Source organism: Paenibacillus sp. FSL K6-1566 (genome assembly GCF_038050475.1).
Lineage (GTDB): Bacteria > Bacillota > Bacilli > Paenibacillales > Paenibacillaceae > Paenibacillus_AQ > Paenibacillus_AQ lactis.
In genome coordinates, this window is the sequence record NZ_JBBOSR010000001.1 from 2073203 (window position 1) to 2089565 (window position 16363).

Here is a 16363-nt window from a genome sequence, read left to right on the forward strand (position 1 = left end):
ATAGTGGGCTGGTTAATCGAGAATTTTTATATCGTAGTTGTTATAGGCTTCTTCATCATTTCCGCTCTGGGAAGGCGTGGCAAGAATGCGGGGGAGAAGGGGCAGCCCCGCATGCCGTCGTTCGGCGGCGACGGTCATCGTCAAGGCCGGGGGCCGCAACAGCCGGAGCTCCGCAGAACGCAAGGGGGAAGGCCACAGCCCTTTCCGCAGGCTGAGCACCCTGCCCCCGTTCAGCAAAGTGCCGGTTCGGATTTTAACGATGAAGAGGAGCTGAACACCGGAAACGGGTATTCGCTGGAGCATGAGGAGCTGAACCGATCGCCCAGCTACCAGGAGATGGAGCGGAAGCCGGACAGCATGGATCACCGGATGGCGATGATGGAGTCGGATTTGGACCGGATCCATGCGCAGTTAAACCGGATGACGGTCGATATTCCGGAAACGGTCGTTAAGCTCACCGAAGAGGACCATGGACCGGAACGTCGAAGCCATTCGAATATGGCGGAGCAGGCTCGAAACGGCATCGTGTGGTCCGAAATTTTGGGGCCGCCCCGTTCCAGACGCCCATTAAATTATCGCCGTTAAGAGACCATATTTGAGAGTTTGCAGGCTATGAACAATGGCCCTGCATTTGGTGACCGCAGCGAATGGAAGTAAGGGTTCATTCCCGCTGGGTCTACACCACATACCAAGAGGCTGTACCAGGTCAATCGACTTTGGTACAGCCTCTTTTTCTATTGGGTTATACGCTCCGCCCCTTATCTGAACAAATCTTCGCATGTTTCTGGCTGTACATTTCATAAATCAGGATTCCGGGGCATATGGTGTACAGTACAGGAAGGGGGAAAGTCTCCATATGTCCCGCATCAGCCGCAAGCTGCAGAAATGGACCCAAGAAATGCTTGATTTGCCACAGGACCTGTTGTTTGATTTACCGCGGTTGACCCTGATCGGCAATAAAGAGCTTCATATTGAAAACCATCGAGGAGTTCGGCATTTCTCCGAGAAGCGGCTTGTGCTGTCCCTAACACAGGGCTCCTTGGAGATATCGGGGTCGGATCTCGCGATTCAGGCCATTCAAAGTCAAGAAGTGACCATTATTGGTACAATCCATCATATTCAATACATAGGAACGGAGGAGAAAGCGTGAACATCCCAACCATGATCCAGCTTCGAGGCTATTTGACGCTCACCGTGCGCGGTGAGCATGTGGAAGCATTCATCAATTCCGTAGTGGACGCGGGGATCCCGGTGTGGGATGTGATACCGACCGGGACGCAGTCTGCGGAGTTTAAGCTGCTGCTTAGAGACTTTAAGGGCCTTCGTCCCTTCTTGAAACGGACAGGCTGCCGGACGCGGATCAAGGAGCGCAGCGGCTATCCTTTCAAACTGAGGCGCTTGTGGAAACGCAAAGCGTTCGTTCTCGGGATAGTATTGTTTTTTGCTATTTTGACCGCCCTCTCCTCCATGGTATGGAACATTGAGGTAGAAGGAAATGAGAGCATTGCTACGGAAGACATTCTGGATGCCGCCAAGCAGGAAGGAATCTACCCGTATCAATGGATTTTCAAGCTGCAATCGATGGACAAGCTGTCCGGCAGCCTGGCATCCAGACTCGACGGCGTGTCCTGGGTCGGCGTGGAGCGGAATGGGACACGGATCCGGATCCAGGTCGTTGAGGCCTCCGTTCCTAAGAAGCCGCCTTTGCAAAGCCCGAGGCATCTGATCAGTACGCAGGATGCGGTCATTACTTATATCTACGCGGAAAAAGGGCTGCCCAAGGTCCAGATCAACAGCCGCGTGAAGAAAGGCGACGTGCTGATCTCCGGCATTTTAGGCGATGAGGAAAATTCGGAGATGATCGTTGCCAAAGGCGAGGTTAAAGGACTGGTCTGGCATGAGTACGATATCGAGGTTCCGCTCGTTAAAACAAGGAAGGTGTATACGGGCGAAGGCAAGAAACGGTCATATCTCGTTCTCGGCGACCGTGCCGTCCAGCTGTGGGGATACGGGGAGGTGCCTTACTCGCAGCAGGAAATGCTCACCTATTATGATCCTCTCACCTGGCGATCACGTGCGCTCCCGTTTGGATGGATGACCGAGAAGATCATGGAGGTCACCGAGGTTCAGCATACGATCACGGAGGAGGAGGCCAAAAAAGAAGGAATAGAGGGCGCAAGACGCGATATTTTAGCGAAATACGGCACCGATTCCCGATTTGTGAGCCAAAAAATTTTGCATGAGAAGAAAGAGAATGGTAAAGTTTATATGAAAGTGCTTTTCGAGGTGGAAGAGACCATCGCGAAAGAACTTCCCATAGTATACAATCAAGGAGAATGAGACTATTTGCCACAGCAAACGACCAGCATTCAAATTTTATTACAAAGTGCGTCAGAAGGCTTGGCCTTATTCGGACCGCAAGATGCCTTCCTGAAATTGATCGAAGCGGAAATCCCTGCCACCATCGATTCGCGGGAAGCCGTCATTACGATCCGCGGAGAACACCGCAGCGTCGAGCGTCTTCAGCAGCTGTTCGAAGTGCTGCTAGAGCTCATCCGCAACGGGTATACTTTGACCGAACGGGATATTCTGTACGCCGTAGAGCTGGCCAAGGATATGCGAGCGGATCAGCTGCTTGATCTGTTCAAGGGTGAAATTACGTCAACATACAGAGGCAAGCCGATTCGCGTCAAGACGATCGGACAGAAGCATTACGTGACAACGATCAAGAAACGGGATGTCGTATTCGGTATCGGTCCTGCGGGGACGGGGAAGACCTACTTGGCGGTTGTGCTGGCTGTTGCTGCACTTAAAGAAGGCTCTGTGAAACGGATCGTCCTTACGAGACCGGCGGTTGAAGCCGGAGAGAACTTGGGCTTTCTGCCCGGAGATCTGCAAGAGAAGGTAGACCCTTATCTCAGACCGCTGTACGATGCATTATATGATGTTATGGGTCCCGAGCAAGTCGCGAAGGCGCTTGAACGGGGACTGATCGAAATCGCGCCTCTCGCCTACATGCGCGGGCGGACGCTGGATGACTCGTTTATTATTTTAGACGAAGCGCAGAATACCACGCCGGAGCAGATGAAGATGTTCCTGACGCGGCTTGGCTTCGGATCCAAGATGGTCATTACCGGAGATGTGACGCAGATTGACCTGCCGCGCGGCAAAAAATCCGGGCTGATCGAAGCGAAAGCCATTTTAAGCGGAATTGAGGAAATCGGATTCGTTTATTTTGCTGAGCAGGATGTTGTACGGCACTCTTTAGTACAAAAAATCATCGTTGCCTATGATCAAGCTGCAGAAAACCAAGATTAAAGGGGATTGTCGATATGGCCTCCAAAGAACCATCGACGGACAAGTCCATATGGGGCAGGCACAGCGGTTGGAAATATAGCGTGGCAACACGCTATATTCTGTTTTTGCTGCTTGCGCTGCTCTTTTATATCAGTCTAGCATCGAAGCTGGTGCCTGAACGCTATGACATTCAGGTCAATACGAAAAGCGAGAAGAATATCGTCGCTCCCGTCCAAATCGAGGACAGCAAAGCGACGCTGAAGGCGCAGGAGCAGGCGGCCGAGCGGGTTCAGACGATTTATACCAACCTCAATGTGAGGAACGACGTTCTGGTGACGCAGATCCTGGACCGGATTGAGCGACTGAACCAGGATGTGGATATCTCGACCCAGGAGAAGGTCAATATCTATCGCGAGGAAATCCCTCGCAGGATTGACGAGTTCGTCCAAAATTTCGTATCCGCCAATCGGGACAATGAAGGTTACTCCAACGAGCTGCTGGAGGAAATGCTGCGCGTCATCGACCAGCAGACCTACCGGATCCCGGAGGAAACTTATATCAAAATACCTAGATTAAGCGCCGAGGACATCAATGCGATGAAGCCGGTAGCCCGCGATATCGTCTCCAAGCTGACCATGAACGAAATCGTGGACGCGCAGACGGCCCGGGCGCGGGTTGCGGAAATGGTGAGCACGAGCTCGCTGGATGATCGCGTTGCCAGAGAGGTCGTTCAGGAACTGGCCCGGGCAACGATAACGGCCAACAAATTCAGGGATGAGGAAGCGACCAAGGAAGCACGCGTCGAGGAACGCGAGAATACGCCGCCTGTGTTCATTAAGCAAGGAGATATTCTCGTTAAGAAAGGGCAGGTCATTACGCCGGAGATGTATGAGCTGCTTGGAAAGAATGGTTTGCTCAAGGATGATGTAAACTATTGGCCTGAGCTCGGCGTGCTGCTGCTGTCCGTTTTATTATCGCTCGGGATCCTGATGTTCATCCGCCAGTCGAATGCCGGGAAGTTTAAATACAATAACTCCCAGCTGCTTATGCTCGTGCTGATCTATGTGATCACGCTTATTACGATGCACTTGACATCCATTTTGCAAAGCGACTCGCGGATTTATGTCGGGTACCTGGCTCCTGTAGCCATCGGTGCGATTCTGGTGACGCTGCTTCTGGAAATGTCGCTTGCCTATTTCAGCGTCATTATATTCAGCATCATGGCCAGCGTCATCCTGAATGTCCAGGGTGAAATGTTCGACTTCCAGTTCGGGCTGTTCGCCGCAGTGACGTCATGCGTGGCCATCTTCTCGATTCACCGTGCGAGCCAGCGCTCCACCATGCTGAAGGGCGGGATTATGGCCTCCTTGTTCGGCGCATTGATCGTATTGATCATGCTGCTGATCGACGACGATTCCTGGACGACGACGGAAACGCTCTATGCGATCGGGTTTGCGATTGCCGGAGGCCTGCTTACAGCCGTTCTGGTGATCGGGCTGATGCCATTCTTCGAGGTTACGTTCGGCATCTTGTCGGCTTTGAAGCTCGTGGAATTATCGAACCCGAACCATCCTCTGCTGCGCAAGCTGCTGACGGAGACGCCGGGAACGTATCACCACAGCGTAATGGTCGGCAATCTGTCGGAGGCCGCTGCCGAAGCGATCGGCGCCAACGGCTTGCTGTGCCGCGTGGGATCCTATTACCATGATATCGGGAAGACGAAGCGGCCAATCTACTTCATCGAGAACCAGAACAATATGGAGAACCCGCATGATTCCATCGAGCCGAAGCTCAGCAAGTCCATCATTGTGGCTCACGCTAGGGATGGGGTTGAAATGCTGAAGGAGTACAAGCTGCCGAAGCCGATTCGGGATATCGCCGAGCAGCATCATGGTACGACCTTCCTCCATTATTTTTACCATAAAGCCATCCGACAGGCTGAGGAGCAGGGGATCGAGCCTGATTTTACGGAAGACGATTTCAGGTATCACGGTCCGAAAGCCCAGTCCAAGGAGGCAGCGATCGTCGGCATCGCCGACAGTGTGGAGGCGGCGGTCCGCTCCCTCCGCAAGCCGACCGTGGAGCAGGTTGAATCGATGATCGAGAAGATCATTAAGGGTCGATTGGATGACCATCAGTTTAACGACTGCGACCTGACGATGAAAGAGCTTGATACCATTGCGAAAACCTTGAAGGAAACGGTCATGGGGATATTCCACTCACGCATCGAGTATCCGGAGGAGGTCAAGCGGCCGAAGCCTGATTCGAGCGCGTCTTCGGGAGATTCGACCAAGCATGCAGATTCATCCGCGCCTGAAGCGGATCAGAGAAGGAGCGTTTAAGGAATGAGCCTTGAGCTTGTATGGAATAATGAACAAGAGCAATTTGAGATTACGGAGGAGCTCATCGCTTTGCTTGAAACGATCCTGCAGAAGGCCGGTGAGGCCGAAGGGATCGAGGGCGGAGAGGTGGACCTGACCTTTGTCGATGATGAAGCCATCCACGAATTAAACCGGGAATATCGCGGGATCGACCGTCCAACCGACGTATTGTCCTTCGCCATGCATGAAGTCACGAATGATGAGCTGGAGATCATTTATGAGCTGGAGGAAGGCGAAGAGCTTGGGAACGTCCCGGACGTGCTGGGGGACATCATTATCTCGGTCCCGCGTGCGAAGCTGCAGAGTGAAGAGTACGGCCACTCGCTTGAGCGCGAGATCGGATTTCTATTCGTCCATGGTTTCCTGCATTTGCTCGGCTATGATCATCAGGACGAGGCGAGCGAGGCTGAGATGATGGGCAAGCAGGAGGCCGTCCTAGCCGAAGTGGGTCTGACGAGATAGTGAAGCCGTACAGATCTACTTTGCTTAGAGCTTTTGGTTACGCGATGACGGGCATATGGACCGCCGTACAGCGTGAACGAAATATGAAGATTCACATTGCTGCTGCCGTGAGTTGCTTCATCGCAGCAGCTTTGCTGCAGTTGGACAAAATCAGCTGGCTGTTTCTAATATCCGCCGTTGCGGCGGTGTTCATTGCGGAGCTGGTGAATACGGCGGTCGAAGCCGTTATTGATCTCGTATCCCCGGCGGAGCATCCGCTTGCCCGGGTGGCGAAGGATACGGCTGCGGGTGCATCGCTGGTTGCTGCGATATATGCTGCGGCTGTCGGCATCCTCATTTTTTGGGAACCGCTCATGCAGTGGGTTAGGTCCATAACAGGCTGACGAAAGGGAGGAATTCGGTATGGATACAGGGTTATTGATGCAGGAAGCGATTAAGGCGCGCACACGGGCTTACATACCTTACTCGAAATTTGGTGTAGGCGCTGCTCTCTTGGATACGGGCGGGAAGGTACACCATGGCTGCAACGTGGAGAATGCTGCCTACGGGCCGACCAACTGCGCCGAACGAACCGCACTCTTCCGCGCGATTGCCGACGGACATGAGCCGGGAAGCTTCAAGGCGATTGCGATCGTCGCCGACACCGAAGGACCCTGCACGCCGTGCGGGGTATGCCGGCAGGTGCTGGTAGAGCTGTGCAAGCCGGATATGACGGTCATTTTGGGGAATATGAAGGGAGACATTCGCGAAACGACGGTAAGCGAGCTGCTTCCCGGCGCGTTTGGCCCTTGGGATCTGAACAAGGAATAATCTTCGCACAAGTTCAGACTGAAAATTAGGTTATCATGAGCGACGTTAAGGCGGATGAAGGACCGGCAAGCTGACGTGTCACCCACGGCCATTGCGGCCAAGACCCTTGATGATGGTATCTCGGTGTGGGACGAAAAGAAGCAGCCATAGTCCCATTCGCCTTAAGGTGTTAGTAACGTTAGCTGGAGGAATGGTATGCAGAAAAAACAGTTTAAATCAGGTTTTGTGGCGATCATCGGCAGACCCAATGTAGGGAAATCTACGCTGATGAATCAGGTCATCGGTCAGAAGATTGCCATTATGTCGGATAAACCGCAGACAACAAGAAATAAAATCCACGGGGTGTACACAACGCCGGACTCCCAGGTTGTATTTCTGGATACGCCGGGGATTCACAAGCGTCAATCCAAGCTCGGCGATTACATGAATCAGACGGCGCTCGGCACGCTGGGTGAAGTGGAAGCCGTATTGTTTCTGGTGGACGCATCCGAAGGGATTGGCGGAGGCGACCGCTTTATTGCCGAGCAGCTGAGCAAAATCAAGACCCCGGTCATGCTGGTGATGAACAAGATCGATAAGATCGAGCCGCCGGCGCTGCTGCCGCTTATTGAAGAATACCGGAAGCTCCATGACTTTGCGGAGATCGTTCCGATTTCGGCCAAGCTTGGCAGCAACGTCGACACGCTGCTGGATCAAATCCAGAAATATTTGCCGCCGGGCCCGCAGTATTATCCGGAGGACCAAGTGACGGATCATCCCGAGCAGTTTGTCTGCGCCGAGCTCATCCGGGAGAAAATCCTGCACATGACCCGGGAGGAGGTGCCGCACTCCATCGCCGTCACGATTGAGGATATGCGCAAGGAGGAGAACGGAACCGTCTATATATCCGCCGTCATTTTTGTCGAGCGCGATTCACAGAAGGGCATTATTATCGGGAAGCAGGGCGCCCTGCTCAAGGAAGTCGGCAAGCAGGCCCGCCAGGACATTCAGCGGCTTCTCGGCTCCAAGATTTTCCTGGAGCTATGGGTTAAGGTAAAAAAAGATTGGCGCAACCAGGAGCGTGTTCTTCGTGACCTTGGATTTCACCGCGGGGAGTAATTGACCCGTACCGAAAGAAGCTTTCTGGGGGATTGGTGCCGCCGGTTGCTGCTCAGGCAGCCTGCCAACAATTGCAATTCATAAATCCGCACGGTACGCACATCCTATTTTCGTAGATGCAGACGTCATTTCCGAAGAAAGGATGAATACGAATGCGAAATTTTTCGTGGAAGTATTTTGCGATGACTGGAGATGTCGATGCTTATTTGCTGTATAAAGAAACCGACGGTGAACGGGTTCTTGCAGCTGCATCCGCAGAAGATGAGGCGGCCCAGCATGAAGAGGACGAGTAATTATTGGTTGTTCCAAGAATGGTTGGGGGATAATGCATGCTATATCGGGCGGAAGGAATTGTCATCCGCAGCATGGACTACGGTGAAGGGAACAAAATCATTACGCTTTGCACCAAAGAATCGGGCAAGGTAGGGGTGCTGGTCAGAGGAGCAAAAAAGGTCAAGAGCCGGCATGCTGCTCTGACCCAGCCTTTTACGTATGGGGAGTATGTGTTTTTTCGCAATACGGGGCTTGGAACCCTGAACGCAGGCGAGATTATAGAATCCCATCATGAACTGCGGGAAGATTTGATCAAAGCCGCCTATGCTTCCTATGCCTGCGAGCTCTTGGATCGGGTGCTGCAGGATGAGGAGACGGGGGCTTTTTGGTTCCATCAGCTGAAGGCATGCCTGACCTCCCTTCAAGAAGACAAGGATCCTCAGATTATTATCAATCTCTATGAGATGAAAATCCTGCAGGCGGCAGGGTATGGACCGGAGCTGGAGGTATGCATTTCGTGCAATCAGCCGAGAAATGACGAGGATATGCTGGTCAGCCCGCGTCTCGGAGGTGTTCTATGCCGTTATTGCAAGCATTTGGATCCGCCGGCGATGGCCGTGTCGGTCCGGACCTTGAAGCTGCTGCGCCTGTTCGCCAGGCTGGATCTCAGGCGGCTCGGTAATGTGGACGTTAAGGCGGAGACGAAGGACGAGCTCAAGAAGGTAATGAGGGCGTTAATGGATATGCAGCTGGGCCTCCGGCTCAAATCCCAAAACTTCCTGGACCAGATGGACAAATACAACATTTGACGTAAGGTTCGGATTAAGGTATTATATTTATCAGTTTATGAGTTATTGCATATTGACATGCGTTGAACGGGAAAGTAATGAATGGCCATTCGTTATAGCGAGCCGGCGGCGGTGGGAGTCCGGTACGAAGCATTCATGAACATGGCACCCGGGAGCATTCTTGAAACGATAAAGTGGGTTTAGCTACAGCGCTGCTGCACGGCAGCTGCGGGAAGGCTGGCCAAGTAGGGTGGAACCGCGGGAAGCGACAGCTCTCGTCCCTATGTCTGTACATCAGGCATGGGGCGAGAGCTTTTTTGCGTTGTACAGACTGGATTGTCGGATGTTTTATTATGAAAATGAAAGCAAAGGAGCTAAAAATCATGAATTTCCAACAGATGATTTTGACGCTGCAGCAGTTCTGGGCAGAACAGAATTGTATCATCGTGCAGCCGTATGACACGGAAAAGGGTGCAGGCACCATGAACCCGATGACCTACTTGCGCTCGATCGGTCCGGAGCCGTGGAATGTCGCTTACGTTGAGCCTTCCCGTCGTCCGGCAGACGGCCGTTACGGGGAAAACCCGAACCGGTTGTACCAGCACCATCAGTTTCAGGTCATTCTGAAGCCTTCCCCGGACAATATCCAGGAGCTGTATCTGGAGAGCCTGAAGCGTCTTGGCATTGACCCGCTCGATCACGACATCCGCTTTGTCGAAGATAACTGGGAAGCTCCGACCCTTGGCGCCTGGGGCCTCGGATGGGAAGTGTGGCTCGACGGCATGGAAATTACGCAGTTTACGTATTTCCAGCAGGTCGGGGGCATCGATGCCAATCCCGTTGCGGTTGAGATTACCTACGGCATGGAGCGGCTTGCGTCGTATATTCAAGATAAAGAGAATGTATTCGACCTCGAATGGGTGGACGGCATTACGTATGGCGACGTGTTCCATCAGCCGGAATTTGAGCATTCCAAGTACACGTTTGAAGTGTCGGATGTGAAGATGCTGTTTACGCTGTTCAACATGTATGAAGAGGAAGCCAACAAGGCGATGAATCAACATCTGGTCTTCCCGGCGTACGACTATGTGCTGAAGTGCTCCCATACGTTTAACCTTCTTGACGCCAGAGGAGCGATCAGCGTGACCGAGAGAACAGGCTACATCATGCGCGTGCGCAATCTCGCGCGCCAGGTGGCGGCTACGTATTTGGAGGAACGCGAGAAGCTTGGCTTCCCGTTGATTAAGAAAGGGGGCGCAGAACATGCCTAAGGATTTATTGTTTGAGATCGGGCTGGAGGAAGTCCCGGCAAGATTTCTGCGTGCAGCGATGGAACAGCTGGAGGACCGCCTCGTGAAATGGCTGGAAGCATCCAGAATCGGGCACGGGGAAGTAACCGCCTATGCAACGCCGCGTCGCCTTGCCGTATGGGTCAAGGATGTTGCGGATAAGCAGGAGGATGTCAGCGAGGAGGTTAAAGGACCTTCGCGGAAGATCGCGCTGGACGAGAACGGTCAGTGGAGCAAGGCGGCGCTCGGCTTCGCCCGAAGCCAAGGCGTCGATCCGGAGAGCTTCACCTTTAAGGAGCTTGGAGGCGTCGAGTATATCTACGTCACCAAGAGCAGCGTCGGCGTCGATACCCAGTCGATTCTGTCCGAGGGGCTTCACGGCATACTGACAGCGATGACGTTCCCGAAAAATATGCGCTGGGGTGCGCATGAGTTCAAGTTCGTACGTCCGATCAAATGGATCGTTGCGCTGCTGGGCAGCGAGACGATCACGCTTGAGGTTGCCGGCGTGCAGGCGGGCAATGTCACGAGAGGGCACCGCTTCCTGGGATCTGATGCCGTTATTCCGGAAGCGTCGGCATATCGGGATATCCTTCGCGAACAGCATGTCATCGTGGACGTGAATGAGCGTCAAGAAATGATCGTTTCGCAAATTCAGGCACTCGCCAAAGAGAAGGGCTGGAATATCGCAATCAAGGATGATCTGCTGGAAGAGGTATTGTTCCTTGTTGAGACGCCTACCGTGCTCTACGGAACCTTCGATTCCTCGTTCCTTCATATCCCGCAGGATGTGCTGATCACCTCGATGCGCGAGCATCAGCGCTACTTCCCGGTTTTGGACGACAAGGGGCAGCTGCTTCCTTATTTCGTGACGGTGCGCAACGGCGATTCCCGTTCGCTTGATGTTATTGCCAAAGGGAATGAAAAGGTGCTGCGGGCACGCTTGTCGGATGCGAAGTTTTTCTATGAGGAAGATCAGAAGCTCCAGATCAAGGACGCGCTGTCCAAGCTGGAAAGCATCGTCTTCCATGAGGAGCTCGGAACGATCGGGGACAAGGTGCGCCGCATCCGCCGCATTTCCGATCAGCTGGCCGTCAAGCTTGGAATCGCCGCTGATGCAGCGGATTCCGTCAGCCGCGCCGCCGATATCTGCAAATTCGATCTTGTAACCCAAATGGTGTATGAATTCCCTGAGCTTCAGGGGGTTATGGGCGAGGATTACGCGCGTAAAGCGGGAGAGAAGGAAGAGGTGGCCAAAGCGGTATTCGAGCATTACCAGCCGCGCTTTGCCGGCGATGCCGTTCCTTCGACGCAGGTCGGCTCCATCATAAGCATAGCGGACAAAATCGACACGATTACCGGCTGCTTCTCCATCGGCATCATTCCGACCGGCTCCCAGGATCCATACGCACTGCGCCGCCAGGCGCAAGGCATCGTGCAGATCATTCTGGAGCACAAGCTTCCGATTACCTTGTCCGACGTGTTCGGCATTGCGCTGGACGTTCATGAGAACATCCGGGCGCTCAAACGGTCCGCCGGTGAAATCCGGAAGGATCTCCAGGAATTCTTCGGACTTCGCGTGAAGAAGCTGCTGTCCGAGAACCAGCGGTATGACGTTGTCGATGCGGTGATTTCGGCCGGCTTCGATTCCGTGGTATCCGTTGTGAACCGGGGACAGGCGCTGATGCATGCGGTTGAGTCCGCCGAGGACTTCAAGACGACGGTGGAATCCTTGAACCGCGTCAGCAACCTTGCGGCCAAGGCAGGGAAAGCTGCGGTGAACCGGGAGCTGTTCACGGAGTCTGCGGAAGGCGAGCTTTATGAAGCCTGGCAGGCGATCCGGAGCGATTACGAAGCGGCACTGGATGCTGCGGACGGCGAACGCGCATTGTCCTTGCTCAGTGGACTGAAGGCGCCGATTACCGGCTTCTTTGACTCCGTCATGGTCATGGCCGAGGACGAATCGGTGCGGGCTAACCGCCTTGCACTGCTCTCCGGCATCGATGGGGATTTGAAGCGGTACGCCGATTTTTCAAAATTAGTGTGGTAAGCGTAGTGACATGATGATTTTGCAAATGTTATAATGGTTTGTTCAGCGAAAGCGACAGCCCGTGTCAAGGCACAGGATGGCGCTTTCGCTGTGAGTAAGAATCAATGGCCGTACAGTAAGGCAGACTGCAGCTCATTGTTTTTTGGGAAGCAGGATTTTAATCGGTTCAAGACGTATATAATAGTAAACAGCACAGGATGGTTCCAAGAGTACAGGAAAAGCCGGTGATATCAATGATTGAAGGTTCCTCCTGCCGGATCGTGGTTGACGGCGACGCCTGTCCCGTCAAGAAGGAAATCGCAGAAACTGCCCGTACATTCCATGTGCCGGTGCTGCTCGTTTCTTCCTATGATCATATGCAGCAGGCCGAGGAAGGCGTCGTGACGATTCAAGTGGACCGGAGCGACCAAAGCGCTGATCTCTATATTGCGAACCATATATCGAAAGGGGATATCGTGGTCACCCAGGACTATGGTTTGGCTGCGCTGGCGTTAGCGAAATCCTGCTATGTCATCTCGTTCCGCGGCCGGATATTCCGCAATTCCGATATCGATTTCATGCTGGATTCGCGCCACCATCAAGCCAAAGCAAGAAGGCAGGGGAAGTACGGCAAAGGACCGAAAAAGCTGCTTGACGAAGACCGGGTTTTTTTTCAACATAAACTGACAAAACTTTTGCTTGAATTGCAGGAGAATGTCCACCCGTAGCGAATACTATTTACGTGCCAAATGAGATGAAGGTGGTTTGGATGAGTACCGGACAAGGCAATATTCCGGATGATGTCATTGAGGCGGTGCTGGCCAAAAGCGATATCGTGGATACGGTCAGCAAATACGTGCATCTTACGAAACAGGGGAAGTATTTAAAGGGCCTGTGCCCTTTTCATTCGGAAAAGACCCCATCCTTTACGGTTACACCGGAACGCCAAATCTTCTACTGCTATGGCTGCGGCAAGGGCGGTAACGCCATTAAATTCAGAATGGAAATCGAAGGATTTTCCTTCCCCGAAGCCGTAAGAACCATGGCCGAAGAGAACGATATCTCGTTACCGGAAGGTCAAGGGGTTCCCGTAATTCCTCGCAATCCGGAGAAAGAACGTTTACTTGAAGCTTATGAGCTGAGCGCCAAGCTGTATCATTTTCTGCTGAAGAATACGGAGCATGGCACCGAGGCGATGAAGTACTTACGGTCCCGCGGCATGAGCGACAAGATGATCGATCAGTTTCAGATCGGCTATGCGCCGGATCGCTGGGATACGCTGGTTCAATTTCTTACCAAGCGGTCATTTGACCTGAAAGAGATGGAGAAGGGCGGTTTGTTGTCCGCAAGACATGAACAGGAAGGCTATCTCGACCGGTTTCGGGGACGTATCATGTTTCCGATCCATGACCGCAGCGGCAAAGTGATTGCGTTCGCCGGAAGGATCCTCGGGGATGGTCAGCCGAAGTACTTGAATTCCCCGGAAACTCTTTTGTTTAACAAAAGCCGTACGTTGTACAACCTGCACCAGGCGAAGACATCCATACGCAAATTGCGTCAGATCCTATTATTCGAAGGTTACGGTGATGTGATCTCGTCTTGGGAGGCTGGACTTCAGAACGGCGTGGCAACGATGGGCACGTCCCTTACGGAAAATCAAGTAGCGATTATGAAATCCATGGCCGAAGAGGTTGTTGTCATCTATGACGGCGACAGGGCCGGTATGGCAGCCGCGATGAAGGTCATCCCGATGCTGGAGGGCGCCGGACTTCGGGTGAAGATTGCGCTTGTCAGCGAAGGCCTGGATCCGGATGAATACATCCGCAAATTCGGTGCCGAGCGATTCAGGCATGTAGTGGAAACAGCTGTTTCAACCACAAAATTTAAACTTATATATCTGAAGAAAAACCATATACTGCTAGAAGAAGATGGCAAGATCGCGTATACGAAAGAAGCGCTGCCGATTATCGCCGCACTTCATTCCTCAACCGAGCGGGAAGTTTATTTGAGGGAATTATCCTCGGAGCTGAACCTTTCCTACGAGAGCCTTAAGCAGGATTGCAATTTGCTCAGGCAGTCCATGCAAAAAAAGAGGGGCGATGGGGATAATAAGGAAAAAAGGTGGAATAATGGTAGGCATATTAACGGGCGTCAGCCCGCCCCGGCGCTGCTGCCTGCCTATCATGCGGCTGAACGGCGGCTGCTGTCGCTGATGCTGCAGGATGCGGAAGCCGCGCGATACGTAGGCGAACGGCTGGGAGAAGCGTTTAATATCGAAGATCATGCGGCGATAGCTGTTTATCTATATGCTTATTATGCACAAGGCAAATCTCCGGATATTAGCCGTTTCATGTCATCTCTCCATGATGATCGTCTGGAAAAGACCGTCAGCTCCATTATGATGATGGAGGCACCCGCGGAGTGGAATGTTCAAGTGCTTGACGACTGCATCCGGGAGGTACTGAAATATCCGCAGCAGCGAGAGATCGAGCAGAAGAAGGAAGAAATGATGAAAGCAGAGCGCTCGGGAGATTTTTTGCGGGCCGCACAAATTGCAAGTGAGATTATCGCCCTAGAAAGACAATGATGTCCGCACATTGCTGCTTCTAGGGAGGAGGGAGTCGAAAAATGGCGAATGATCAGCATACTGAACTAGAAACGGAATTTACGCTGGATCAAGTCAAAGATCAATTGATTGAGCAGGGTAAAAAGAGATCCGTATTAAGCTATAAAGATATTATGGAGAAACTGTCGCCATTCGATCAGGATACGGAGCAGATGGAGGAGTTCTACGAGCAGCTTGCCGACCTCGGCATCGATGTGGTGAACGAAAGCGACGATGAGGTCAGCCACCGGGCATCGGAAGATCACGAATCCCATGACAATGAGGATTTCGGCTTCGATGACGATTTGTCGCTGCCGCCGGGCATCAAAATCAACGATCCGGTGAGAATGTATTTGAAAGAAATCGGACGTGTACCGCTCTTGTCCGCGGACGACGAGATTGAGCTTGCGAACCGGATCGAGCAAGGGGATGAGGAGGCCAAGCGCCGTCTGGCCGAGGCGAATCTGCGGCTGGTTGTCAGCATCGCGAAGCGGTATGTCGGTCGCGGCATGCTGTTCTTGGATCTGATCCAGGAAGGCAATATGGGCCTTATTAAAGCGGTGGAGAAGTTCGATTACAAAAAAGGCTTTAAATTCAGTACGTATGCCACATGGTGGATCCGGCAGGCCATTACGCGCGCGATTGCCGACCAAGCCCGTACGATCCGGATTCCGGTGCATATGGTTGAGACGATCAATAAGCTGATCCGTGTATCCAGACAGCTGCTGCAGGAGCTGGGTCGCGAGCCATCGCCGGAAGAAATCGCGGCAGAGATGGAGCTTAGCGTGGAGAAGGTTCGGGAAATTATGAAGATCGCCCAGGAACCGGTGTCCTTGGAAACGCCGATCGGCGAAGAGGACGATTCCCATCTCGGCGATTTTATCGAGGATCAGGAGGCTCTCGCTCCAGCTGATGCCGCAGCATACGAGCTTCTTAAGGAACAGCTTGAAGACGTGCTCGATACGCTGACGGAGCGGGAAGAGAACGTGCTTCGTCTCCGGTTCGGCCTTGACGACGGGCGCACAAGAACGCTTGAAGAAGTAGGCAAAGTGTTCGGCGTTACGCGTGAACGGATCCGGCAGATTGAGGCCAAGGCGCTTCGGAAGCTTCGTCATCCGAGCCGCAGCAAGCGGCTGAAGGATTTTCTCGAATAGAGTGATCAAGGGACCTTCTGCATTTTCCGGCAGCAAGGTCTTTTTTTCTGAGATGAAGGTACGCTGCTTACAAGCTCTGGGCAATTGGATATTAGAGTTCCATCGCAATGCGGTCTGCCGCCGGAAGGCTTGTTTTCCTTGGTTCTGGAATTTCTGCCTGTATTTGTTGTATCGGTC

General features: G+C 52.9%; 16 protein-coding genes. All 16 read left to right on the forward strand.

Annotation, left to right across the window (positions count from 1 at the left end; all coding sequences use genetic code 11):
• Positions 1 to 3: 3 nt before the first annotated feature.
• The 16 genes from NST08_RS08800 to rpoD all read left to right on the forward strand — a co-directional run bounded on the left by NST08_RS08800 (position 4) and on the right by rpoD (position 16186).
• Positions 4 to 585, forward strand: a complete 582-nt coding sequence (locus NST08_RS08800; protein ID WP_144867002.1) for a hypothetical protein — start codon at positions 4 to 6, stop codon at positions 583 to 585.
• 271 nt (positions 586 to 856) lie between these two features.
• On the forward strand, positions 857 to 1150 hold the full coding sequence (yqfC, locus tag NST08_RS08805; protein ID WP_007129410.1) for a sporulation protein YqfC: 294 nt from the start codon (positions 857 to 859) through the stop codon (positions 1148 to 1150).
• Positions 1147 to 2340 (forward strand): sporulation protein YqfD, encoded by a 1194-nt coding sequence (gene yqfD, locus NST08_RS08810; RefSeq protein WP_144867004.1) that lies wholly within the window; start codon positions 1147 to 1149, stop codon positions 2338 to 2340. Before yqfC ends, yqfD begins: the two co-directional genes overlap by 4 nt.
• A 6-nt stretch (positions 2341 to 2346) precedes the next feature.
• Positions 2347 to 3318: a PhoH family protein gene (locus NST08_RS08815; protein ID WP_007129412.1), complete on the forward strand. Its 972-nt coding sequence runs from the start codon at positions 2347 to 2349 to the stop codon at positions 3316 to 3318.
• 14 nt (positions 3319 to 3332) lie between these two features.
• On the forward strand, positions 3333 to 5639 hold the full coding sequence (locus NST08_RS08820; protein ID WP_007129413.1) for an HD family phosphohydrolase: 2307 nt from the start codon (positions 3333 to 3335) through the stop codon (positions 5637 to 5639).
• A gap of 3 nt (positions 5640 to 5642) precedes the next feature.
• Positions 5643 to 6140 (forward strand): rRNA maturation RNase YbeY, encoded by a 498-nt coding sequence (gene ybeY, locus NST08_RS08825; RefSeq protein WP_007129414.1) that lies wholly within the window; start codon positions 5643 to 5645, stop codon positions 6138 to 6140.
• A 44-nt stretch (positions 6141 to 6184) separates the two neighbouring features.
• On the forward strand, positions 6185 to 6523 hold the full coding sequence (locus tag NST08_RS08830) for a diacylglycerol kinase family protein (protein WP_244869129.1): 339 nt from the start codon (positions 6185 to 6187) through the stop codon (positions 6521 to 6523).
• A gap of 19 nt (positions 6524 to 6542) precedes the next feature.
• Positions 6543 to 6950 (forward strand): cytidine deaminase, encoded by a 408-nt coding sequence (gene cdd / locus NST08_RS08835; RefSeq protein WP_007129416.1) that lies wholly within the window; start codon positions 6543 to 6545, stop codon positions 6948 to 6950.
• Positions 6951 to 7145: 195 nt separating this feature from the next.
• On the forward strand, positions 7146 to 8048 hold the full coding sequence (gene era, locus NST08_RS08840) for a GTPase Era (RefSeq protein ID WP_007129417.1): 903 nt from the start codon (positions 7146 to 7148) through the stop codon (positions 8046 to 8048).
• A gap of 152 nt (positions 8049 to 8200) precedes the next feature.
• Positions 8201 to 8341, forward strand: coding sequence for a YqzL family protein (locus NST08_RS08845; protein WP_210095260.1), 141 nt, complete (start codon positions 8201 to 8203; stop codon positions 8339 to 8341).
• 36 nt (positions 8342 to 8377) lie between these two features.
• On the forward strand, positions 8378 to 9130 hold the full coding sequence (gene recO / locus NST08_RS08850; protein ID WP_007129419.1) for a DNA repair protein RecO: 753 nt from the start codon (positions 8378 to 8380) through the stop codon (positions 9128 to 9130).
• 362 nt (positions 9131 to 9492) lie between these two features.
• Positions 9493 to 10380 carry a glycine--tRNA ligase subunit alpha gene (glyQ, locus tag NST08_RS08855; protein WP_007129420.1) on the forward strand — a complete coding sequence of 296 codons (888 nt, stop codon included), beginning with the start codon at positions 9493 to 9495 and terminating at the stop codon, positions 10378 to 10380.
• Positions 10373 to 12448: a glycine--tRNA ligase subunit beta gene (gene glyS / locus NST08_RS08860; RefSeq protein WP_007129421.1), complete on the forward strand. Its 2076-nt coding sequence runs from the start codon at positions 10373 to 10375 to the stop codon at positions 12446 to 12448. The genes glyQ and glyS overlap by 8 nt, the downstream gene beginning before the upstream one ends.
• 233 nt (positions 12449 to 12681) lie before the next feature.
• A complete protein-coding gene (locus NST08_RS08865) occupies positions 12682 to 13155 on the forward strand; it encodes a YaiI/YqxD family protein (protein WP_210095278.1) in 474 nt (157 codons plus the stop codon).
• A 41-nt stretch (positions 13156 to 13196) separates the two neighbouring features.
• Positions 13197 to 15014: a DNA primase gene (dnaG, locus tag NST08_RS08870; RefSeq protein WP_007129423.1), complete on the forward strand. Its 1818-nt coding sequence runs from the start codon at positions 13197 to 13199 to the stop codon at positions 15012 to 15014.
• Positions 15015 to 15055: 41 nt separating this feature from the next.
• Complete coding sequence (gene rpoD, locus NST08_RS08875) at positions 15056 to 16186, forward strand: RNA polymerase sigma factor RpoD (RefSeq protein ID WP_007129424.1); 1131 nt, start codon at positions 15056 to 15058, stop codon at positions 16184 to 16186.
• Positions 16187 to 16363 lie beyond the last annotated feature (177 nt).